Raw genomic sequence first — 18993 nt, 5'->3', positions numbered from 1 at the left:
GATATCACAATATCGCCCGTTATAGGTCAATTGTTAACTCAATATAACTTGTATTTCATCTTATGGGATATAAGCATTCCTAGAAAAGATCGTAATTGTTTTTGCTCCGCGTGAGAGTGCAACATATAAATTGTTTGCATTCATACCATTAGCTTGAGCATCCAAAATCATACAATGATCTGCTTCAAGACCTTTGAGTAAAAGAGTTGATCCAATAGCTCTATTTGGTATCCGGTTGTCTCCCTGATGGCGCAGGCGTTCTCTTACTGAGGATGCAGCTTCAAATACACTTATTGTTGGCGAAGTTATGGCTATAGACACAGACTCTTTAAGTGCATCGAATGCACTTTTTCGATAAACACGAGTACCAGATTTTAATTCGAGTTCTTGCATAGCTTCTAAGATATTAGACCTTGAGCTATCAGTAGCTACATCACAAAGTGCTTGCTCAATATTAGTGGCTGGAGTCCTATTTCGACCATTGAGAATACTTTCTACTCGTTGCAATGTGGCAGTCTTTGCGACATTTGTCATCATTGTGCTAACCACGTTTAGAATAATAGCTGTAAGTTCTAATCCTATTTTGTTATCGAGTTGGGTAGCTGCTGTAGTTATGTCTGTAAGTTGGATAGGCTCAACGACTTCAATTCGTGAGTTTCCTTGAGCATAGTCGTGCCTTGATTGACTGTTCACAGAGCTTCCAATGACTAATAAAGAATCTTCTGGAAAGTTATTTAAGATAGAGTGCTGAACGTTATACTGATTAGTTCTATCTGTTTGGTGTATGTTTTTCAGTGGGTGCCATATTACGTGGGCAGGACAAGTTTGTAGATCAACTCTTGCCCCTAACTTGAGGCTTTCTCTTGCTGCAAGTACCCATTCCCCAAGAGCGGGTGCTCCAGCATTTATCCAGCGCCATGGGGTATTTAATTCACCTATAAGCGGGAAATGCTTTAAAACTTCACCGTTCCAATTGGGCATTGGTCCCGCAAAGTTAAAAATACATTGCATTGGGTCTCCAAAAATAACAGTCGGGAGTACTGCAGAAAGAGAGGTGACGAGGTTATGTTGGTTAACATCGCAGTCTTGGTACTCGTCGACAAGCAGCCTTGAATATGATGCCTGAATGATGTCGCTAATGCCGCCAGAATTGAGTAATGTCACAACAGATTGTCTAACTTCTGGATAGAACATCCCAGGTTTTTCTGGTGATGAATGAATAGGGCTGCTATTTGGGAAACTATTTGCTATTCGAAGAGCCCATCCATCAATAGTTGTAACAATGTAGTGTTTTGTAGGTACTGACAATTTCCGAAGCCTTTTTTTTAATGCACTAACTCCAGCGGTTGTATGTGTAAGGACTAAAATTGGCTTAGAATTTTGTATTAATAATGCCTCCGTTATCAAATGGGTTTTGCCACAACCTGCTGGAGCGACTATTGCTCCTCGTTCAGTATTTAGAACAATTTCAGCATTTATCATGCTACACCTTGGCTACGAGCCCAAGCGAAGAGGTTGTTTAAAGCGACAGACAATATTGGGCTAAATGAACCATAATGAGGCCCTATCATATTTCGAGCTATATATTCTGATGGTTCAATGTCTTTAAACCAGCTTTTTTTATTTGCAGCTTTTGCCAATACTTTTCTATGGGCATCGCAGAAGTGCTCTCTACAATCATCTAAGGTGAATTTTTTAGTTGAATAGTTTTCTATGTGATCTCTAATCGAATCTTCACCCTTACGGCTTATTGCTAAATTTAAGAGGTCATTAATTAAGAATTCAGGGCATGAAAGAAACAGAGCGTCCTCTGTTGCATTACCATTAAGCCATTCGAAGATAGATATTCCTTCGGTGACCATCTCAGTAGTGAATCTCAGGTGTTCTTGCGGTTTATCTGAGTCTTTAAAAATAGATGTAGGGTAGCCTAAAGAGCTGAAAACCTTTGCACGAGTGAACATGCTATCGCCGCCGCCATCTGCGCAATAGACACCTTGTGCAAGAATTGTCGGGTGATTAGCACCTTGATTGTATAGATCAATCCCTCTTACTAGCCCTATTTCAGTTTTACCTTCACAGACGATTACAGCTTTGCTAAAAAAAGCTTCAGCGCAGGCTCTTAATGTTGCCTGTTGGTCTCCTCCGGCATCTAAAGAGTATATGGCGTGCACATATGTTGGGGGTGCTAGTGGGGGCGTTTGTGGCGTAGGAGGAGCTAGTTTACGAATTACATGCAATTGCTCAGCTTGCAATTCACGTAAGACGTAAGGTGAATGAGTGGTGATGAATACTTGCTGGGTTGGTTCCGTATCTTTTGAACCTAACTCATTAAGCAGTCTTGTAATACGGTATGGCTCGAGGCCATATTCAGCTTCATCTACGATAAGAATACTAGAACAACTAGCCGCTTTTTGTAGGCCGCTGATTAGAAGGCGTGAAGAACCTGTTCCTAGTTGTCTTAGGGGAGTCCCATCACAATTGTGAAGGCTGATTGCACCATTGGATATGGATACTCCATTTACATCAAGCAGAGCGCTAAGTTGTCCAACTGGTACACCAAGGCCATTAGCTATTATGTGGACTTGAGTTAGAATCTCAGAGACTCCTTGAACTTGTTGCGTTGCAAAGGCTTGACGAGTTTGTCGTCCTAGTTGATGAAGTATTGATGATACGTTTAGTGTATCTTCGGAAAGCTTATTAAGCACTGATCGATTTCCCCACGCAAGGTTTTGATGGGAGGTTGTGCCAAGCCGAGCTGGCGACAATAGCTCTCTGTGCCTCCAAGGGAGCCGACGTTCTAAACCATCTGCTTCTGCCCTGTCCGAATACAATCTCCAATCAGGGGCTAAATCCACGTCTACATACAATTTTATTGTAAGAACTACTTCTGAACCGACTTGTGGTTCATCTGTTATAACTTTAGTTTCGGGATTGAAACCTCTGAGAAAAAATCCATAACGTTCTATATTTTTTAATTCTTCATGAAGCTTACCAATAGTGACTGTAATAACCAGTGGCGATGATGTATCTAGTTGATAGAAGTCTGCATCGTTAAAAGAGTATGTACGCCGTGCTCCTAGGGCAAGATCTATAGCATCTAAAATTGTAGATTTGCCTGAATCCCCTGGCCCTATTAGACAGTTAAGGCCTGGTTTTGGATGCCAAGATAGCTGTTTAATTGCTCTAAAGTTTTGTATTTCTATGTGACGAATTACCGACATACCAAATCCTTTTTGAAATTAGAAGCTATCAGCCAATATGAATCATATGTTGTATATCATCTTAAACTAATTAGCCAAAAAGTATATGTGGAAGTATAGCTTGTAATTTGATGTGTTTAATTTTGAACATTAGCGAATTTTTTAAGGTGTTTATTTTATTCGTTTTTATATTTTTCAGCCGAAAGATGTATGAGAAAATGGAAAATACGCTCAATTACTGTATTCGGTTTATACAGCATTTCTTAAATTTTCTACCGCTCCCACAAAAGCATATCTCATTTCGGCCAATCTTTTTCGTAATATTAGCTTTTGGTATTGAAGCCAAGACTTGTTCAATGCTTTCATCATGTACCCATTTAAATTCTATGTAATCGGCAGTATTGAAAAGTTTAATAGGGTTGCCAGCACAATACTTTACACCTATTACAATGCATTTTTTTGCTTTATAACGATATTTTTCCAATAGCGCTTTATTAGCCATATGAGAGCGCAGATCATCAAAGCTATGAATTTTTGTGCCGACTAAAACAATCACTGTGTCGTTTTCGACAAACGTCATAGTTCTGAAACCGTTATTTAGCGAATCTAATCCGATATTTAGTAAAGACTGGGTAATCTTATGAAGTAAGCTATCCGATAAGGCAAGCAGCGCAAAAGCTATCCACCTAGCACTGTCATCATCATAATCTTTAAGTGTTTCAAATAACTGTTCAGTACCTGGCGGCAGATTTAACTTGATATCGGGCTTATCCGGATATTCACCTCGCTCGAACGCCATCAATTCATCATACTGATCTGAATAGCCACTAAAAGACATAGAGCTAATACATTTTTCTTCGCCAAATACTAAATTGTCAAAAAGTAGCCGTGTATCCAAATAAGCAGAAAATAAATCTAGTTCGTCACCCATCCATTCGCGCTTATCACTAAACAATTCGATACGTCTTTGAATATAATATAAAAACACATCCGGAGTTAGCTTTGCTTTTGTTAATAGCTCAAAATCCGATTCACAAATAGAGAAAGGATAGTCCTTGTCAGTAAACAAGTTTAAATCCCCTAACTGATGCAAACGAGTTGCAACATCCGCTAAATGATTAAATGTGATTGATATAGAAAATATCTTTTTAACATCATCTGATTTAAACGACAGAAGCTTTCCTGTTTTCTTCTCTTTAAAGTGACATTCGTTCGAACTAGCAATATATCGCTTTGCCCTAAGTGATTGCTCAAATCCATCCTGAATGTTTCTAACAATATCCGTTCGCAATCGGCCAACATCACCTACTCGGCCTTCAAACCTAAATTGTTTTGACTTGGCTTCAACTACCAACAAAAAAGGTCCCCATTTCACAGCTAAGTCCATTTCAGCTTCAGCATTTATTTTGTCAGGGTCTGGGTAACATAAACTTTGATATACATCTGACTTAGGGAATATTTGACATAAGTGTTCATAAGCACGCAGCTCTAACCATTTAGACTTGTATTTCTGGTATTGGTTACTAAAGAACTTATTATCCTTTTTGGCTATTGCCTCAAGCTCATCGAAAATAACATCATAAGCATTGGATATATCCCCAAATAGCAAGCGACCATCAAGTAATTGATAAAATGGTTTACGTTGAATGTGTTCAACTTGAGAAATGTTATGTTTTCCAACAGCAAATAGACCTTTAAAAGCATCAGCTTCTTTAATTGTTACCACGGGTAAAAGTGCCAGTTCTGTCAACTCTGCTGGCCACTTATGGCACATCTCAAGATTAATATATTCTACGCAACCATAAATATAGGCCGCTTCCTCACTCTGTAATGAATCTATAAAATCCTGTTCTTCTTTACCACGAGTAGCTTGATTTTTGTAGTCTATAAACTGATTTTGGTAACTTTCTGCATTTTTACGAATATGATCCATTTCATTGCTGTATAACTCTTCTATACGGGGAACCAGAGCAGAAGTGACGTCCACTACACGATTGGGTGATATTCCAACGCGTGCTTCAAACCATGAATCAAATTTACCTTGGATTTGCCTAATCTTCGCAGCTGTTTGTTCTGGGTAAGCATTGCCTCTTATTACTTCGCTTGAGTGTTTTAGGTCTTCCGAAATACTTGGTAAGTCATCAGATTGCCGAGTGGAAATCATGTCAGCATGTAAAATATCTTGAAGTAATGAGTAAACGGGATTGGATTGGAACATGCTGATTTGTTTGTTTGGGCTAACACCAAACTTAGGAATAGCAATTTCAGCAAGGCGTTCAATCATGGCAGGGTGTGTGCCATAAGTATCGCCAATGTTACCGTTCTCGGTTGTGGTTAATAGCTGAGCTATCTGTAAGCTCAACATTGTTTCAGCACAAACTGTGTCTAGAGTTGCCTCTATATTTTGTATTGCCGCTAACTTTTTATTATTTAGGTCTGTGACTACTTTTTTGAGATTAAACTCTTCCATTTCAACCTCCTAGGGTGAATAGCTAATCCATTCATGTATTGCTTTAGGTTTTTATGAACGTTTAATCCTCGCTTTGTGTTGGCTCTATTAAAGCCTTTATGAGTTATTTCTTCTGCAATTCTGACAGTACTGCTTTGATTTCCTTTAGTTCCTGTTGTAGCTCACTAAGTGAAGGTTGCTTGTCTGCTCTGGCTGCTTGGTGTTCTTCTTCCATCACGTTGACGACGATACCTATTACCATATTTAAGAACGCAAATGCGGTAAAGAAGATGAATGACATGTAGTAGATCCAGCTCATAGGATAGACTTCCATGGTCTCATATTGAATATCTGTCCAGTCCTCAAAGGTCATCACCCTAAATAATGTCAACATTGAGATAGCTATGTCTTCCCAAAGAAATGGATTGATTTCACTGAATAGAAAGCTACCAATCGCCGCATAGATGTAAAAGATGATAAACATCAGAAGAACCACATACCCTAATTGTGGCAATGCCTTTATTAATGAGTTGATCAAAATCCTTAATTCTGGAACAACAGAGACCATCCTCAAAACACGAAATACTCGCACTAGACGAGCAAGGAGAGCCATTTCTGAGTTGTCTATTGGTATAAGACTAACAACCACTACCAATGTATCGAAGACGTTCCAGCCTTTTCTAAAAAAGGCTTTTTTATCTTCATCAGCCACAAATCGAATTGTTAACTCAAAAAGAAAGAAGATTGTTATGAAGACATCTAGGACTGTAGTGATTGAAATTGCAGAGTAGGGTAAATCAAAGGTTTTTGCACCGATTTCAAGGGCAGAGATAATGATGACTGCAACAACCAGCAGTTCAAAAATCTTATTGTTTTTTAGGTTGTTTAGTTTGGTTTTTACAGCGTTGTACATAGTTTCTTCAGTCAATCTTTTAAGGTGGTGGCAATTATAGTGACGTTCGTTAAGATTTACCTCAAATTGTTTTGTGATGCTATCGATCTTTATAAGCGATAAATGTTGGTTAACAGAGTACGATCTCCAAGGCTAAATTTTCCTATGCATAGAGCCATGTTAACGATATTTTTGTTAATATGGCTGTTGTATAAGCCTTAAGTCTTTATTGGTATGGGTGTCAGTCATTCACTCACTCGCTTGTTAATAGCATTTTCCTGATAATGGTCTGCTATTTAACAAGCCCTAGATCTTCAAACAGAGCAGGCTTGCCTCGATGTTTGAATTATTCTCTCGAAATACTAAGTTGTTGAGTGTACTTGATGATCCAAATTTTTGACTATAAACTCACTGCGTGTAAAATCGTTTACAAAGACTAGGGATGGTGGCTCACTGCTGCCGACAGGGGTAAGTAATGACGCAAGAGTATTTGTTAACGTTCCTTGAGCATGGAGTTATCGACCTCGGTGGTGATGACAACAAACTAGAAAAGCTTCGCTCCACAGCTAAAGACTTGGCATCAGCCCTCCAAAATGCGCCAGGGAATACCATACGCTACACATTAGTTGCAGCCGATCCTAATATCCTCAGCACTGATCCAACCATAGAAGAAGCCATGCAGGCACTGCGTGCTCAATGGACAACTGTTGCCAACGCATACAAAGGTGGATATCCAGTAGCGATTCTGCGGGCAATACTCCTTGAAGCACTGGTTCAGTCTGCTCGCGAAGATGACTTGATTGCAGTGGCCTTCGTCAATACTGCTCGTAATGCTCTTGCCTATTCAGAATGCTCCTCCGAAACCCCTGTTTGGAAAGCCGCTGTCAGCGAAATCGAAACAAAAGTTGATGAGCGGGCTGAATCGGAATGGGCAACGCCAGAAATGATTACAGTCGCTCCATTACGTTACAAAGCCCCAGCTCCGAAAGAGCTAGAGCAGGAAACTCCTATCGTTGATCGGAGTGCTCTTACTGCAAAAATTTATTCAGCAGCAGGGCCGTGGGGTAGTGTTGAGCCAAAGAATCAGTATGCAGCTCACAACCAACCTCAGTCATGGGCTCAATCATTCTCAGACCTTATGGGGCCAGTTATTGCGGATGCTATTGATGAGATTGCTGAAGAGCTTATTTCTGAGCCTGTTGACTTGTCAGGTCCATTATCTGCGTTGGCAAATGCCGTTAATGGTCACGTTGAAAAAGCACTGGTGAGTTTCAGTGGTGCTACAGCTGGTCTGCAGCGTCGAACAAATCTCCTTTGGTGGAAGGAAGCACTCTATTCTCCTAGTGCCCACGAAAGTTATCTTGATCTACCTGTGTTCGAAGCCGCAGCCCTTATGGCTCTGGATCTGCATCAACAGGTGCCAAGCTATTCACCAGCAAGCGTATCTGCCTTTTTGAAAGAAGCGATTCGTTGCTTACCAACAAATGAAGAACAAGAGTTTTTGAAACTTCTCCATAAGGCAAGAACAGCTGACTTCATGCAGCCATTTCGAAGGTTGGCGGCAGACTACTCACCGTCTCCAGATGGGCGCGGTCCTTTGCTATCCCTGATCGGTTATCCACTGTCAGCAAGTATTGAAGATACTACGACTTTGTCAGCGTGTTCAAGCATTAATGCGCAAAGAAAGTTAACCCCTGTTGATTGGGGAACATATCTGTTTCGCGAACTACAAAGTGCACGGGCAATCCTGGGCAATCCATCCCTGCAAACCGCAAAGAGCTAAGGCACATATGGAAAAGTGCTCTAATCCCTATTGTTTTGCGGATGACAATACTTCTTGTGCTGACGGTCACATGACTCTGCAGCAGTGTCCCGCATGGAACAAACACCACAATAATGAAGGAGAGGTCCAAAAGGATTTGGCATCGTCTGAGCATATGATGCTGCCATGGAGTGGCTTGGCAATGGGAGGCACCGACCTTAACTTTATTACAGGTAAGGTGAAACCCATTACTGTCGGTATTTTTGGGCCAGAAAGCGCGGGCAAGACCACTATTTTGGCTGCCTTGTATTTGCTACTCGGCCACGGAGACTACAAGTCTGAGAAGTACAGATTCAGTAATTCATACACGCTCTCAGGTTGGGAAGCTGTAGCTAACAGCTTACGTTGGCAGCCTGGTCAGCCACCCAATTTTCCAGCACACACTCCGAGCAGATCATCAAGGTCGCCAGGAATGCTGCATCTCGCCTTTCGTCAAAGTAATCATGAGCTACGTGATTTCCTGTTTGCTGATGCTCCCGGAGAGTGGTTTAAGAAGTGGTCCGTCAATCAACAATCCGAGGAGGCTGAAGGTGCCCGCTGGATTAGTAAGCATGCCGATGTGGTTTTGCTTATTGTAGACAGAGAGGCTCTGGCAGGTTCAAGAAAGGGGGCGGCACGTAACGACTTTCAGCTACTTGCACAACGAGTAATTTCAGAAATACACGGACGGCCGATGGCTCTTGTGTGGACAAAAGGAGATATTGAAGTGGCTCCTGCCATGGAGGCGGCGATCAGAAAAGCAGTTGTGTCGTTTCCATCCGATCTTCCAGAGTTCACTCTCAGCATAAAAGATGCTGAGGCTCAGTCGAAGCAATGCTTCCATGAGCTGTTTGATTGGATCTTAGCTTTTAAACGTTCCGGTGTGGTTTTGCCAGAGACGGCTCCAGTCAATCACGACCCTTTGTTTCGATTTAGCAGGAAATAGACGATGACAGTTGAACGAAGCATCCTTTTGATTGGCGAATCGAATGTAGGGAAAACTCACTATGGAGCTCAATTCCTGAAGCGCCTAATGGTGAAGGAATGTTCACTCCAAATGTCCGGAGCTCCTACAAATATCGAAGCTTTCAGCAATGCCTTAGCTTGTTTAACTGAAGGAAAGGCGACTGCACATACACCTTCGGAAGCTTACCTTGAAAGCGTATGGCCAGTTATTAGCGAACAAGGTGGCCATGCTGAACTTGTCTGGCCAGATTATGGGGGCGAGCAAGTGAGTAGTCTCGTTGCTCAGCGTCAGATACCCGTCAAATGGAAAGAGCGAGTGATGGGAGCAACCGACTGGGTCTTGATGCTCAGGCTGCAATCCATACGCTTCGAAGAGGACCTACTCTCTCGTCCTTTTCATACCCTATTTGAACGCGACAAAGAGAACGATCAGACCAAGGCTGGCGATCAACCTACTGTTGACAAGCAATCTGATGTATTTGATATGTCCGATCAAGCAAGGGCAATTGAGCTACTTCAGATACTACTCTACTTCTCCAAAGCTAATTTGGATCAACCGCTTGAACAGCCACGTTTGACGATTTTATTGAGCTGTTGGGATGAGTTGAAGACAGAAGAACTACCAGGGCAACTTCTGGAGTCGAGATTGCCAATGCTATGGTCATTTTTATGTAGCAATTGGATGTCCCCTGAAGTCTACGGACTTTCTTCTCTTGGTCGCCCTCTTAGCACAGACTCACCAGACGAAGACTACGAAATACAAGGGCCTGAAGAGTTTGGCTATGTCGTTTTGCCTGATGGCTCCCAAAACAAGGACATCACTTTGCCGATACAGCGCTTGATGGCTAACGAGGCCTGAGAATATGCGTGTTGAACAAGCGATCTACGGTGAGGTATCTGGCAGGGGACACGGTCTAAGAACTTCAAGTATGAATAACCCCCAGATAGCCAAGACTTTCGCTTCTCGCCTGGATCTGCCGGATAGCATTCCTCCGGGAATATCCAATTGGTCGCCTTTTGTTCGCGGTTTTCCCATTGATGATCAATATGTAATTGCCCGAACATTTCTGGATACAAGCGCGTCTCGAAGTGGCATGGTATTAACCCATGCCCTGATTATTCGTATTGAGGATATAGTTCATATTGAAGACTTATCCTTTCTGTTTGAACGTTTGTTCTCAAGTGCAGATGAATGCCCTGACTCCGTATCACCACTTGAACTCATCCCTTCTCTTTGTAAATCGTCTCCAGCAACAGACTTGATAGCAGCGGCCAATGCACTATTAGATCCAGCTGGGCGAACAGCGATTTGGCTTGGGGTAACAGGGTTTGAAGAGCTGATTGGCTCTCTATGGAAAAATTTCTGGCCAGATTTAAGACGCACGTTTTCTTTTCGTTTAAGTTTTAGCCCAAAAGACATTGTTGATGACTCGAGGCCAACGGTTGTATGTAGCCCAGAGCAACTACAACCCCGCTGGATGAACCAGAACCTAATCAAACAACACCTTGCTTCACCAATGACTGAAACAGCACGGATTCTTTGTGGTCATGTTGATGTCAACCCTGTCCTGACACTCGCCAGCAGTTTGGAAATACAACTGGATTCACTGCAAACATTCATTAGATTAGAACGTTTGAATTCTCTGATTTCAGGCAATGAAGATTTTGATCATTTGCTCAATGCACTCCGTTTGATCGATGGTCTGTCTAGGGATCCACAGACTGGTAAAGAACTAAAAACCACTCTAGTAAGTAGGGTTAGTACCTTAATACCGAAGGCAACTCCCAAGCAGCTACTAGTAATGAGAAATCTTACGTTATCTGGATTTTTCGATACTGAAAGTATTTGGACTACGGTTGAAAACAGGGTCAGCAACCTCGACTTTGGTGAGGTGAACGATGATGACTTGAGCAACCTGTTTTTATGGTCAGCTAAACCGGATCTTGCGATACCTGACTGGCGTGAGAGCATTCGGGCTGCGTTAGAAATGGCAGTCCATAAAAAACCTTCGACGTTGTTTAGAGGTATATGTCGCTGCGTTCCGCTTGCTAATGATGCGTTTTCGGCTGCTATTTCTATCTTGCCAAATACTGATGACATAGAGTCAGAACTCGTATCAGAGATCCCAAACAAACTATCTACTTCCAAACTTTCGGCTTTGCTTATCCCGCTACTGGAGAAGAAGTGGATAGTTGCACATGGGGCCGTACTGGCATCTGTATTATCACCGATGGAAGCAGTGAAGCAGCAGATCCAGGTAGATACTGATTCATCGAAGGGGGCTGGTGTTAGAGCCGCTCTTAGGTTCGCTACTCCAGCTGAGGTATTAGAGTGTACGCTCAAATACAAAGACTTGCGCCTGGTTGAGTTGGCTTCTGAATCAGCTGTTAACCATCCAGAGATTTTGCTCGATATACAATGCAAAGACCTTACCGAACAACAGGTTTGGAGATCCGCCATAGAGAAAAAGTCTACATTGTGGGACTCTCTAAGTGACCCGATAAATGCCCGAGATACCCTGTTCGCAATGCTAGCAAACGGAAGCTCCATTGATAATAGACTGCTTGAAGTGCTGGCAAGTACTCCGCTAGCCAATCTATGTGGATCCCCAGGGAGAGAGAACTTATGGAAACTTCTTCCAGCTAGGATTTATGATCGCTATCTACAGGCCACGGTTTCAGGCTGGGTAGAAAAAGCAGAGCAATCCGTTATCGGAGGTCAATTAGAAGCTGAACTTGAGCAGGCCATTGCTCGCAGTAATGCGCTAGCTCAGTCACTTTTGAAGCCAACCGTATCTATTGCTACTCGCCTTTTAATAATCAGAAGCCTCCCATCTTTTACAGAAGAGAATTTCATCCACTGGATTCATGAGCTTCTAAAGAGTGTGCGATCAATCCAGTATTCGGAAGCAGAACAACTGGGAAGGTTAATATTGTCGAGGCGCTGGAAGGCTGCTGTAAGTCACCTGGTAGATCACTTTGCTCCTCATCGACCTGATCTAAAACCGTGTTTGATGGTTTGTAGCGACTTTCTCGGTTTTTTTGAGGCATGGAAACTTGGCATATCAAAACCAAGTGTTTCAGATAAGTGGAACGCTTTCGAGAAATTAGCATGTGACCTATACCCTAGAGGGCCTGATAGCGATGAACTGTGGTCCCGAGCAGGAGGAAATAACTCGGATCTTTTGAATCAAAACCAGAGTGGGTTAACACGCTGGCATTCAGCTCTAAACAAAATGCAGTCTGGAGGTAGTCTAAAATCCAAGAACCTAATGGAGACCATGCTTGGTGACTATCCAGGTAATGAAGAACTAAGATTTTTTTCCAATGACCCTGATATTCTTGGAAAAAGCAGAAACTTACTTTCGTGGTGAATAAATGACCTCTATCGGATACCCTCAGGGCCATGCCTTGCTTATTGGTGTAGCTAATTATCAAAAAGTTTCTAGCCTACCTAGTGCTGTATTGAACGACGCGAACGATGTCGCTTCGACACTGGTATCACCAAGTTATTGTGGCTATTCACAGAACAATGTCACTGTATTATTGGATGAATACGCCACTAGAGCATCTATATTGGATAGCTTGTCTGAATTGGCCAATAGAGTAAATCCAGATGACACTGTCTTCATATTCTTCTCCGGCCATGGAGGGAGATTCGGAGAACCGGGGAATGAAGACAGTTTGTTAGCTACAGTGGATACCGATTTGGATGACATTAGAAATACATCTATAAGCTCTGATGAACTGGCTCATGCATTTTCACAGATAAAATCAAAACGGTTCCTAGTATTTATTGATGCCTGCCACGCTGGGGGGGCTGCAATTGCAAAGACTTTCTCAGATGATAAAAGCAACGTACTAAAATCTGGTTTTAGTCAAAACACTTTCGAAAAGTTAGCTGTCGGCACTGGTCGTGTACTAATAGCATCATGCCGTGATGAAGAAGTCTCAAATGTTTTTACGAATGCGAGGAATAGTGTTTTTACAACCACTTTATTAGATGGATTACGTGGAGCAGCAGATAAAGATGCAAGCGGCTTGATTAAGGTCTTCGATCTATTCAATTACATATCGGATGAGGTACCTAAATTAATATCAGATACGCAGCATCCAATTTTTAAAGCTGATAATGTAGAAAACAACTTTGCCATTGCGCTTAACCAGGGTGGCAATAAATCTCTGAACACATCTACACAGAGTACACAATCCGTTAATCCTGAAATACAGCCTGAATGGGGGGAGCTGGAAAAGCTTTTAATCGAGTTATACCCAATGGGCCCAGAAGATGAAGAGATTTGGAGCCGAGCTGGGGGAGATTTATCCCGCTTGCAAATCAGACGTAGCGGCCAAGCGGCTTGGCACGTGGCTATACGTACATTGAAACAAGGTGGAGGTGGACTGAATATCAATATTACAAGCTTAGTAGAATCTGCTATTGAAGATTTCCCTAACCACCCTGATTTAGGGAAATTTAAATTACTGTAGCTTTAAATATCTCTGTAAGACTGATGACATTTTATGTCCGAGAAAAGGTTTTAGGGCTCATGTTTGAGCGAAGGCAACCCGTGATTCTGATGGTTCTGAAGCAAAACCTTGAAAACCTGAAAGGCGTATCGTACTAAGCCTCATACAAAAGTCTTTTTAAAGAGAGATAGTTTCTACTCGATATACTTTTGTGTAGAAAGAAGTTAGCCCCTTACCCGGGGCTAACTGTTCTATTTTTTTGGAGCTCTGCAAGCTCTATGTTCTTCTTCCATAACATACCTATCACCATATTTAAGAATGCAAATGCGGTGAGGAAGATAAGCGACATGTAGTACATCCAACTCATTGGGTAGACTTCCATCGTCTCATATTGGATATCAGTCCAATCTTCAAACGTCACGATTTTGAACAGCGTGAGCATTGATATAGCGATGTCCCCCCAAAGAAATTGGTTAATTTCACTGAACAGAAAACTCCCAACTGCCGCGTAAATGTAAAAGATGATGAACATCAAAAGCACAACGTAGCCTAGTTGTGGCACCGATTTTAAGGGCAGAGATAATTATGACTGCAACAACCAGCAACTCAAAAATCTTATTGTTTTTGAGGTTGTTTAGTTTTTACAGTGTTGTACATAGTTTCTTCAGTCAATCTTTTAAGGTGATGGCAATTATAGTGATGTTCGTTACGATTTACTGCAAATTGTTTTGTGATGCTATCGATCTTTATAAGCGATACATGTTGGTTAACAGATTATGATCTCTTTGACTAATTCTACTTTGCATAGAGCTATGTTAACGATTTTTTGTTAACACAACTCTCGTATAAGCTTTAAGTCTTTATCGATGGGCCTCTATTCATTCACTCACTCTCTTGTTAACAATATTTTCCCGATAAATAAGTTGTAATGTATGAGACCATGGACGTCTATCCGTTCAGTTGGATCTTCTACATTATCTTTATTTTCTTAACCGCATTTGTATTTTTAAACATGATGGTCGGTGTTGTACTAGACGTGATGACACGAGAAACCGCGGAAGAAGAACATGAGAATCAAGAGAGTAATCATCAAGCCTTAGTGACGCAAATTTCTGAGCTACAGGCTCAAGTTGCACGCCTCGCGGATAAAATCGACGCGCAACAAGATAAAAAGAATTAAATAACTTCTTATTTCTTAACCGTTTTTAAGCGATTCGCTGGCTTACTTTCTTTAGCCAGCGACCGCCGAATGTGTTCAGCATTAAACCAAGCAATACAATCAAAATCCCCATCCATTGCGTGGTACTAACGGTTTCAGATAGGAAGATTTCGGCTGATGTTAGGCCAACAACTGGAACTCCCAAAGTTAGCGGTGCGACAGTTGCTGCTGGGTAGCGAGACAACAAATAGCTCCACAAACCATAGCCAGCCAAGGTAGCAAAGAGTGATAGGTAGGCAAGTGATGCTATGGATTTAAAACTTAGTTCAATGATGTTGCTCCACATGATATCGGCACCATCAATGAAGTAGGCACATATAAAGAAAGGAATTGGCGGAATCCAGCTCGACCAAACGATTAGGTTTAGGTTGGCATCGTAGCCTTTGCGGCTAATGATTTTGGTGAAAATATTTCCCATTGCCCAGCTAGATCCTGCGGCTAAAGTTAAGCCAAAGCCAAGCGCCGTCATAGTGGAGTCTTCATTGTCCAACCCGATGACCGCCAAGCCACCAATGGCAATGCCAATGGCGAGCACTTGATAAGGTCGCACGGCTTCCTTTAGCAACAAAATAGCGAATAATAGAGTGAAAATGGCTTGGGACTGCAACACCAAAGAAGCCAATCCTGCCGGCATTCCGAAAGATATGGCGCTGAATAAAAACGCAAATTGCCCGAAGTTCAATGATAAGGCATAACCAATACACCAAAGCAGCGGCGTATTAGGGCGAGAGAAAAAGAAGCAGCCAATCATACCGATGACTAGGAAACGCAATCCACCTAACATCATCGGTGTTAGCTCGTCCAACCCCCAACGCATGACGATAAAGTTAAAGCCCCAGGCGACAATAATAAATAGCGCCAAAAACATATCTTTGCGAATCATGTCTAGTCCTTAACCGTACAATAGTGAGGCGAAAATAAGCCAACCACTTTACGTGTTTTCGATAAGTTTGCACATGGGCAGATGAAGAAAGAATGAAGGACATAGATGCAAAAAAAGCTGGCCCGCTTGTTACTTAGCTAAGGCCAGTTCTTTTATTTACTGAGATTAAGACGTTAAGGCAATCCAGTCATCAGCAGTTTAATGCCGTAAGACGCGGTTAATACTGCAATAAAACCGACGCCGTATAAGAGTAAAAACCATTGCCACGATTTGAGTTTGGCGGCTTTTTCTTTCAGGCTTTTTAGAGACATTAGTAGCCCTCCTGATAGTCTTCCACTTTGCCAGCAAAGACGCGATAGCCCCATAAGGTATAAGCACAAATCAATGGTACGAAGATGCATATACCTGGCAGTAAGAAGAGCAAGCTGCTGTCTGGTGATGCGGCCTCCATAAAGGTTAATTGTCTTGGTATCAGGTATGGAAACAAACCAACAACAAGACCAGCGAAGCCCAGTAAGAAGAGCGTTGCAGCATACCAAAAAGGTCGACCTTCATGGTGAGCGGTTCCTGTGGCGTGACTGTTTAGATCTCTCCAAGCCAACACCGCGACCACCAAGGTGATAATAGGCAAGGGCGATAACCACAAGAAATTCAAACCAGAGAACCAACGCTGACGAATGTCTACTTGGCTGGCCACTGTCCACAAACTCACGATGACCATGGCTAGAATAGTGATCAATAAGAGGCGTTTGCCTAACTTAGCTGCGTGATCTTGAATGCGTCCGCGACTTTTCATAAACAGATAACAAGCGGCTAATAGAGCATAACCAGCCATTACGGCAAAGCCAGTTAATATAGAAAACGGCGTTAGCCAATGTAGACTGGATAAACTGTCGACACCGACGGGAACGCCTTGAACGATTGAGCCTAGCAACATGCCTTGGCAAAACGCCGCGATGGCAGAACCCGCACTAAAAGCGAAATCCCAATAAGGTCGAGAGGTATCGGACTTAAAGCGATATTCGAACGCCACGCCTCGAAAGATCAAAGCAAACAGCATGAGCATGATAGGCAAGTAAAAGGTTGAGGTAATGCCAGCATAAGCGGCTGGAAACGCCGCAAACAGCACGACACCACCAAAGACCAACCAAGTTTCGTTACCATCCCAAACGTGTGAAATAGAACGCATTAAATGGTCGCGCTCGCCTTCTTGGTTAAACCAAGGGTAGAGAATGCCAATCCCTAGGTCGAAGCCATCGAGTAACACGTACATAAAGATGGCAAAGCCTAAGACAAGGAAGTAGAAAAGAGCCAAATCCATCATTTATCTCCTTGTTCTATTGTTGGTTGATATTTTGCTTTCGGTTCTGTCGATTGTTGTTCTTGAGTAGTTAGTGACTTCACCCAAGCCAATGCGTAGCCCGGCGCTTTCATACCAATCAGTTGCTGCTCTAGTGTTTCCATTGATGGCGGTCCTTTCTTAATCAGCTTACGCATGAAGTAGAGATAAACACCGATTAGCAGACTGTAAATGATGACAAACATGGTTAAGGTAAAGAGCACGCGTTCCGCTGGAAGTGGCGATACTATCTCGGATGTTCTAACAAGGTTGTAGACAATCCAAGGCTGACGGCCAATTTCGACCACATACCAACCTGCCAGCACCGCAATGACTCCCATCGGCGTAAAGAAGGTCACCAAGGAGAGGAAGGCTTTGTTTTCATACAAGCGGCCTTTACGGCGTAACAAGAGTGCTAGTGCCGCGATACCCATCATGCCAAACCCAATACCAACCATGACACGGAAAGACCAAAATACTAACGGTACATTCGGTCTGTCTTCAGGTGGTACGGCTTTCAAACCTTGCACCGCGCCATCCCACGAGTGTGTCAGGATCAAGCTACCAAGGTTTGGAATACCGACTGCATAATCATTCGACTCGGTTTTCATGTTAGGCATAGCGAATAACAATAACGGAACGTTTTCTTCTTCCGCTGGCCAAATTCCTTCCATCGCCGCCAATTTGGTCGGCTGATGTTCTTTTACGTTCAAACCGTGCATATCGCCGATCCATGCTTGTAGTGGAGTGAGTACCAAGGCAAACCACATGCACATGGATAGGCCTTTTTTCGCAAAAGGAATGTTTTTCTTTTTCAACAAGTAATAAGCGCTGATACCAGCCACCACGAAAGTCGCGGTAATTAATGACGCAACCACCATGTGAGTGAGGCGATAGGGCATTGATGGATTGAAGATGACAGCCATCCAACTTTCGACTTCAAACTTGCCATCGATAATTTTGTAGCCAGTTGGCGTTTGCATCCAAGAGTTCGCCACAATGATCCAAAACGCTGAAATCCAAGTACCTACCATAACAGTGAGCGTTGCGAAGAAATGTAGTTTGCGACCAACACGTTGCCACCCGAATAACATGACGCCAAGGAAACCGGCTTCCATGAAGAAAGCGGTCAGTACTTCATAGGCCATCAGCGGCCCAAGTACCGCGCCGGTAATCTCCGAGAATTTGGAGAAGTTGGTGCCAAATTCATAGGACAAAACGATGCCAGAAACCACCCCCATACCGAAGGTTATCGCAAAAGGTTTGATCCAGAATTTAGCCAATTGGAGGTAATAAGGATTATGTGTTTTTAGCCACATGCCTTCCCAAATGGCGATCAGTGTCGCCAAACCAATGGTGATACTGGGGAAAATAATGTGAAAGCTCACAGTAAAAGCAAACTGTATGCGAGATAAGATGGCAACGTCGAGGTCCATAATGGCTCCCTTGGGTATCAATAAGCGTTAAGAGATATATAGATAAGGTTAGGCGTTTCTCTTAACTCTTAGCGTACGCATTTGCTGCAAGGCCAGAGGTAATAGGGCTAAACCTACAATGCTAAAAAGTGCGATGATTTCAGTCATTAAAAAGCCAGTATTCATGATGCTTGTCCTATAAGTTGATAATAGTTTGATATGGATCAAAGATTGTTTTTAGTAGAGCAAAGGACAGGCCAACTATTAATGGAATTTATATCTTTGATTTTAAAGGGAAAATTTATATCTTTGCTTGCGGTGTAAAAAAGGTTTACGATTTTCTCACTTTTAGGTGTAAACGA

The 18993-nt window shown here is 42.5% G+C and carries 14 protein-coding genes and 1 pseudogene; 6 read left to right on the top strand and 9 right to left on the bottom strand.

What is annotated here, in order from left to right:
• Positions 1-60: 60 nt before the first annotated feature.
• The 4 genes from CYL31_RS19805 to CYL31_RS19790 form a co-directional block, all read right to left on the bottom strand.
• The gene (locus CYL31_RS19805; RefSeq protein ID WP_212916849.1) at positions 61-1482 is read right to left on the bottom strand and encodes a UvrD-helicase domain-containing protein; all 1422 of its coding nucleotides are present in this window, start codon (positions 1480-1482) and stop codon (positions 61-63) included.
• Complete coding sequence (locus tag CYL31_RS19800; RefSeq protein WP_212916848.1) at positions 1479-3221, bottom strand: ATP-dependent nuclease; 1743 nt, start codon at positions 3219-3221, stop codon at positions 1479-1481. The genes CYL31_RS19805 and CYL31_RS19800 overlap by 4 nt, the downstream gene beginning before the upstream one ends.
• Positions 3222-3435: 214 nt before the next feature.
• Positions 3436-5670, bottom strand: a complete 2235-nt coding sequence (locus tag CYL31_RS19795; RefSeq protein WP_212916847.1) for a YecA family protein — start codon at positions 5668-5670, stop codon at positions 3436-3438.
• A 103-nt stretch (positions 5671-5773) separates the two neighbouring features.
• Positions 5774-6562 (bottom strand): ion transporter, encoded by a 789-nt coding sequence (locus CYL31_RS19790; RefSeq protein ID WP_212916846.1) that lies wholly within the window; start codon positions 6560-6562, stop codon positions 5774-5776.
• A gap of 454 nt (positions 6563-7016) precedes the next feature.
• On the opposite strand from CYL31_RS19790, the gene CYL31_RS19785 reads away from it, so the two are divergent.
• The 5 genes from CYL31_RS19785 to CYL31_RS19765 are packed head-to-tail and all read left to right on the top strand — an operon-like array spanning position 7017 to position 13796.
• Entirely contained in the window at positions 7017-8324 is a 1308-nt protein-coding gene (locus CYL31_RS19785; RefSeq protein WP_212916845.1) for a GTPase-associated system all-helical protein GASH, read from the top strand.
• 7 nt (positions 8325-8331) lie between these two features.
• Positions 8332-9288, top strand: coding sequence for a TRAFAC clade GTPase domain-containing protein (locus tag CYL31_RS19780; RefSeq protein WP_212916844.1), 957 nt, complete (start codon positions 8332-8334; stop codon positions 9286-9288).
• A gap of 3 nt (positions 9289-9291) precedes the next feature.
• A complete protein-coding gene (locus CYL31_RS19775; protein WP_212916843.1) occupies positions 9292-10167 on the top strand; it encodes a TRAFAC clade GTPase domain-containing protein in 876 nt (291 codons plus the stop codon).
• A gap of 4 nt (positions 10168-10171) precedes the next feature.
• A complete protein-coding gene (locus tag CYL31_RS19770) occupies positions 10172-12682 on the top strand; it encodes a GAP1-N1 domain-containing protein (RefSeq protein ID WP_212916842.1) in 2511 nt (836 codons plus the stop codon).
• Positions 12683-12686: 4 nt separating this feature from the next.
• The gene (locus CYL31_RS19765) at positions 12687-13796 is read left to right on the top strand and encodes a caspase family protein (protein ID WP_212916841.1); all 1110 of its coding nucleotides are present in this window, start codon (positions 12687-12689) and stop codon (positions 13794-13796) included.
• Positions 13797-14067: 271 nt separating this feature from the next.
• Here the strand turns inward: CYL31_RS19765 and CYL31_RS19760 are convergent.
• A pseudogene (locus CYL31_RS19760) lies at positions 14068-14346 on the bottom strand (ion transporter); the annotation flags it as partial.
• A gap of 369 nt (positions 14347-14715) precedes the next feature.
• Here CYL31_RS19760 and CYL31_RS19755 point away from each other — a divergent pair.
• Positions 14716-14955 (top strand): ion transporter, encoded by a 240-nt coding sequence (locus tag CYL31_RS19755; RefSeq protein WP_249411638.1) that lies wholly within the window; start codon positions 14716-14718, stop codon positions 14953-14955.
• Between the two features lie 25 nt (positions 14956-14980).
• On the opposite strand, the gene CYL31_RS19750 is transcribed toward CYL31_RS19755, so the two are convergent.
• From CYL31_RS19750 to CYL31_RS19735, 4 genes are all read right to left on the bottom strand, one after another.
• Complete coding sequence (locus CYL31_RS19750; protein ID WP_212916840.1) at positions 14981-15877, bottom strand: EamA family transporter; 897 nt, start codon at positions 15875-15877, stop codon at positions 14981-14983.
• A 173-nt stretch (positions 15878-16050) separates the two neighbouring features.
• Positions 16051-16188: a hypothetical protein gene (locus tag CYL31_RS19745; RefSeq protein WP_212916839.1), complete on the bottom strand. Its 138-nt coding sequence runs from the start codon at positions 16186-16188 to the stop codon at positions 16051-16053.
• Positions 16188-17201 (bottom strand): cytochrome d ubiquinol oxidase subunit II, encoded by a 1014-nt coding sequence (gene cydB, locus CYL31_RS19740; RefSeq protein ID WP_249411637.1) that lies wholly within the window; start codon positions 17199-17201, stop codon positions 16188-16190. The genes CYL31_RS19745 and cydB overlap by 1 nt, the downstream gene beginning before the upstream one ends.
• Positions 17198-18652, bottom strand: coding sequence for a cytochrome ubiquinol oxidase subunit I (locus CYL31_RS19735; protein WP_212916838.1), 1455 nt, complete (start codon positions 18650-18652; stop codon positions 17198-17200). The genes cydB and CYL31_RS19735 overlap by 4 nt, the downstream gene beginning before the upstream one ends.
• Positions 18653-18993 lie beyond the last annotated feature (341 nt).

The organism is Marinomonas sp. A3A (assembly GCF_018336955.1).
Taxonomy (GTDB): domain Bacteria; phylum Pseudomonadota; class Gammaproteobacteria; order Pseudomonadales; family Marinomonadaceae; genus Marinomonas; species Marinomonas lutimaris.
This window is presented reverse-complemented; position numbering and strand designations above follow the sequence as displayed.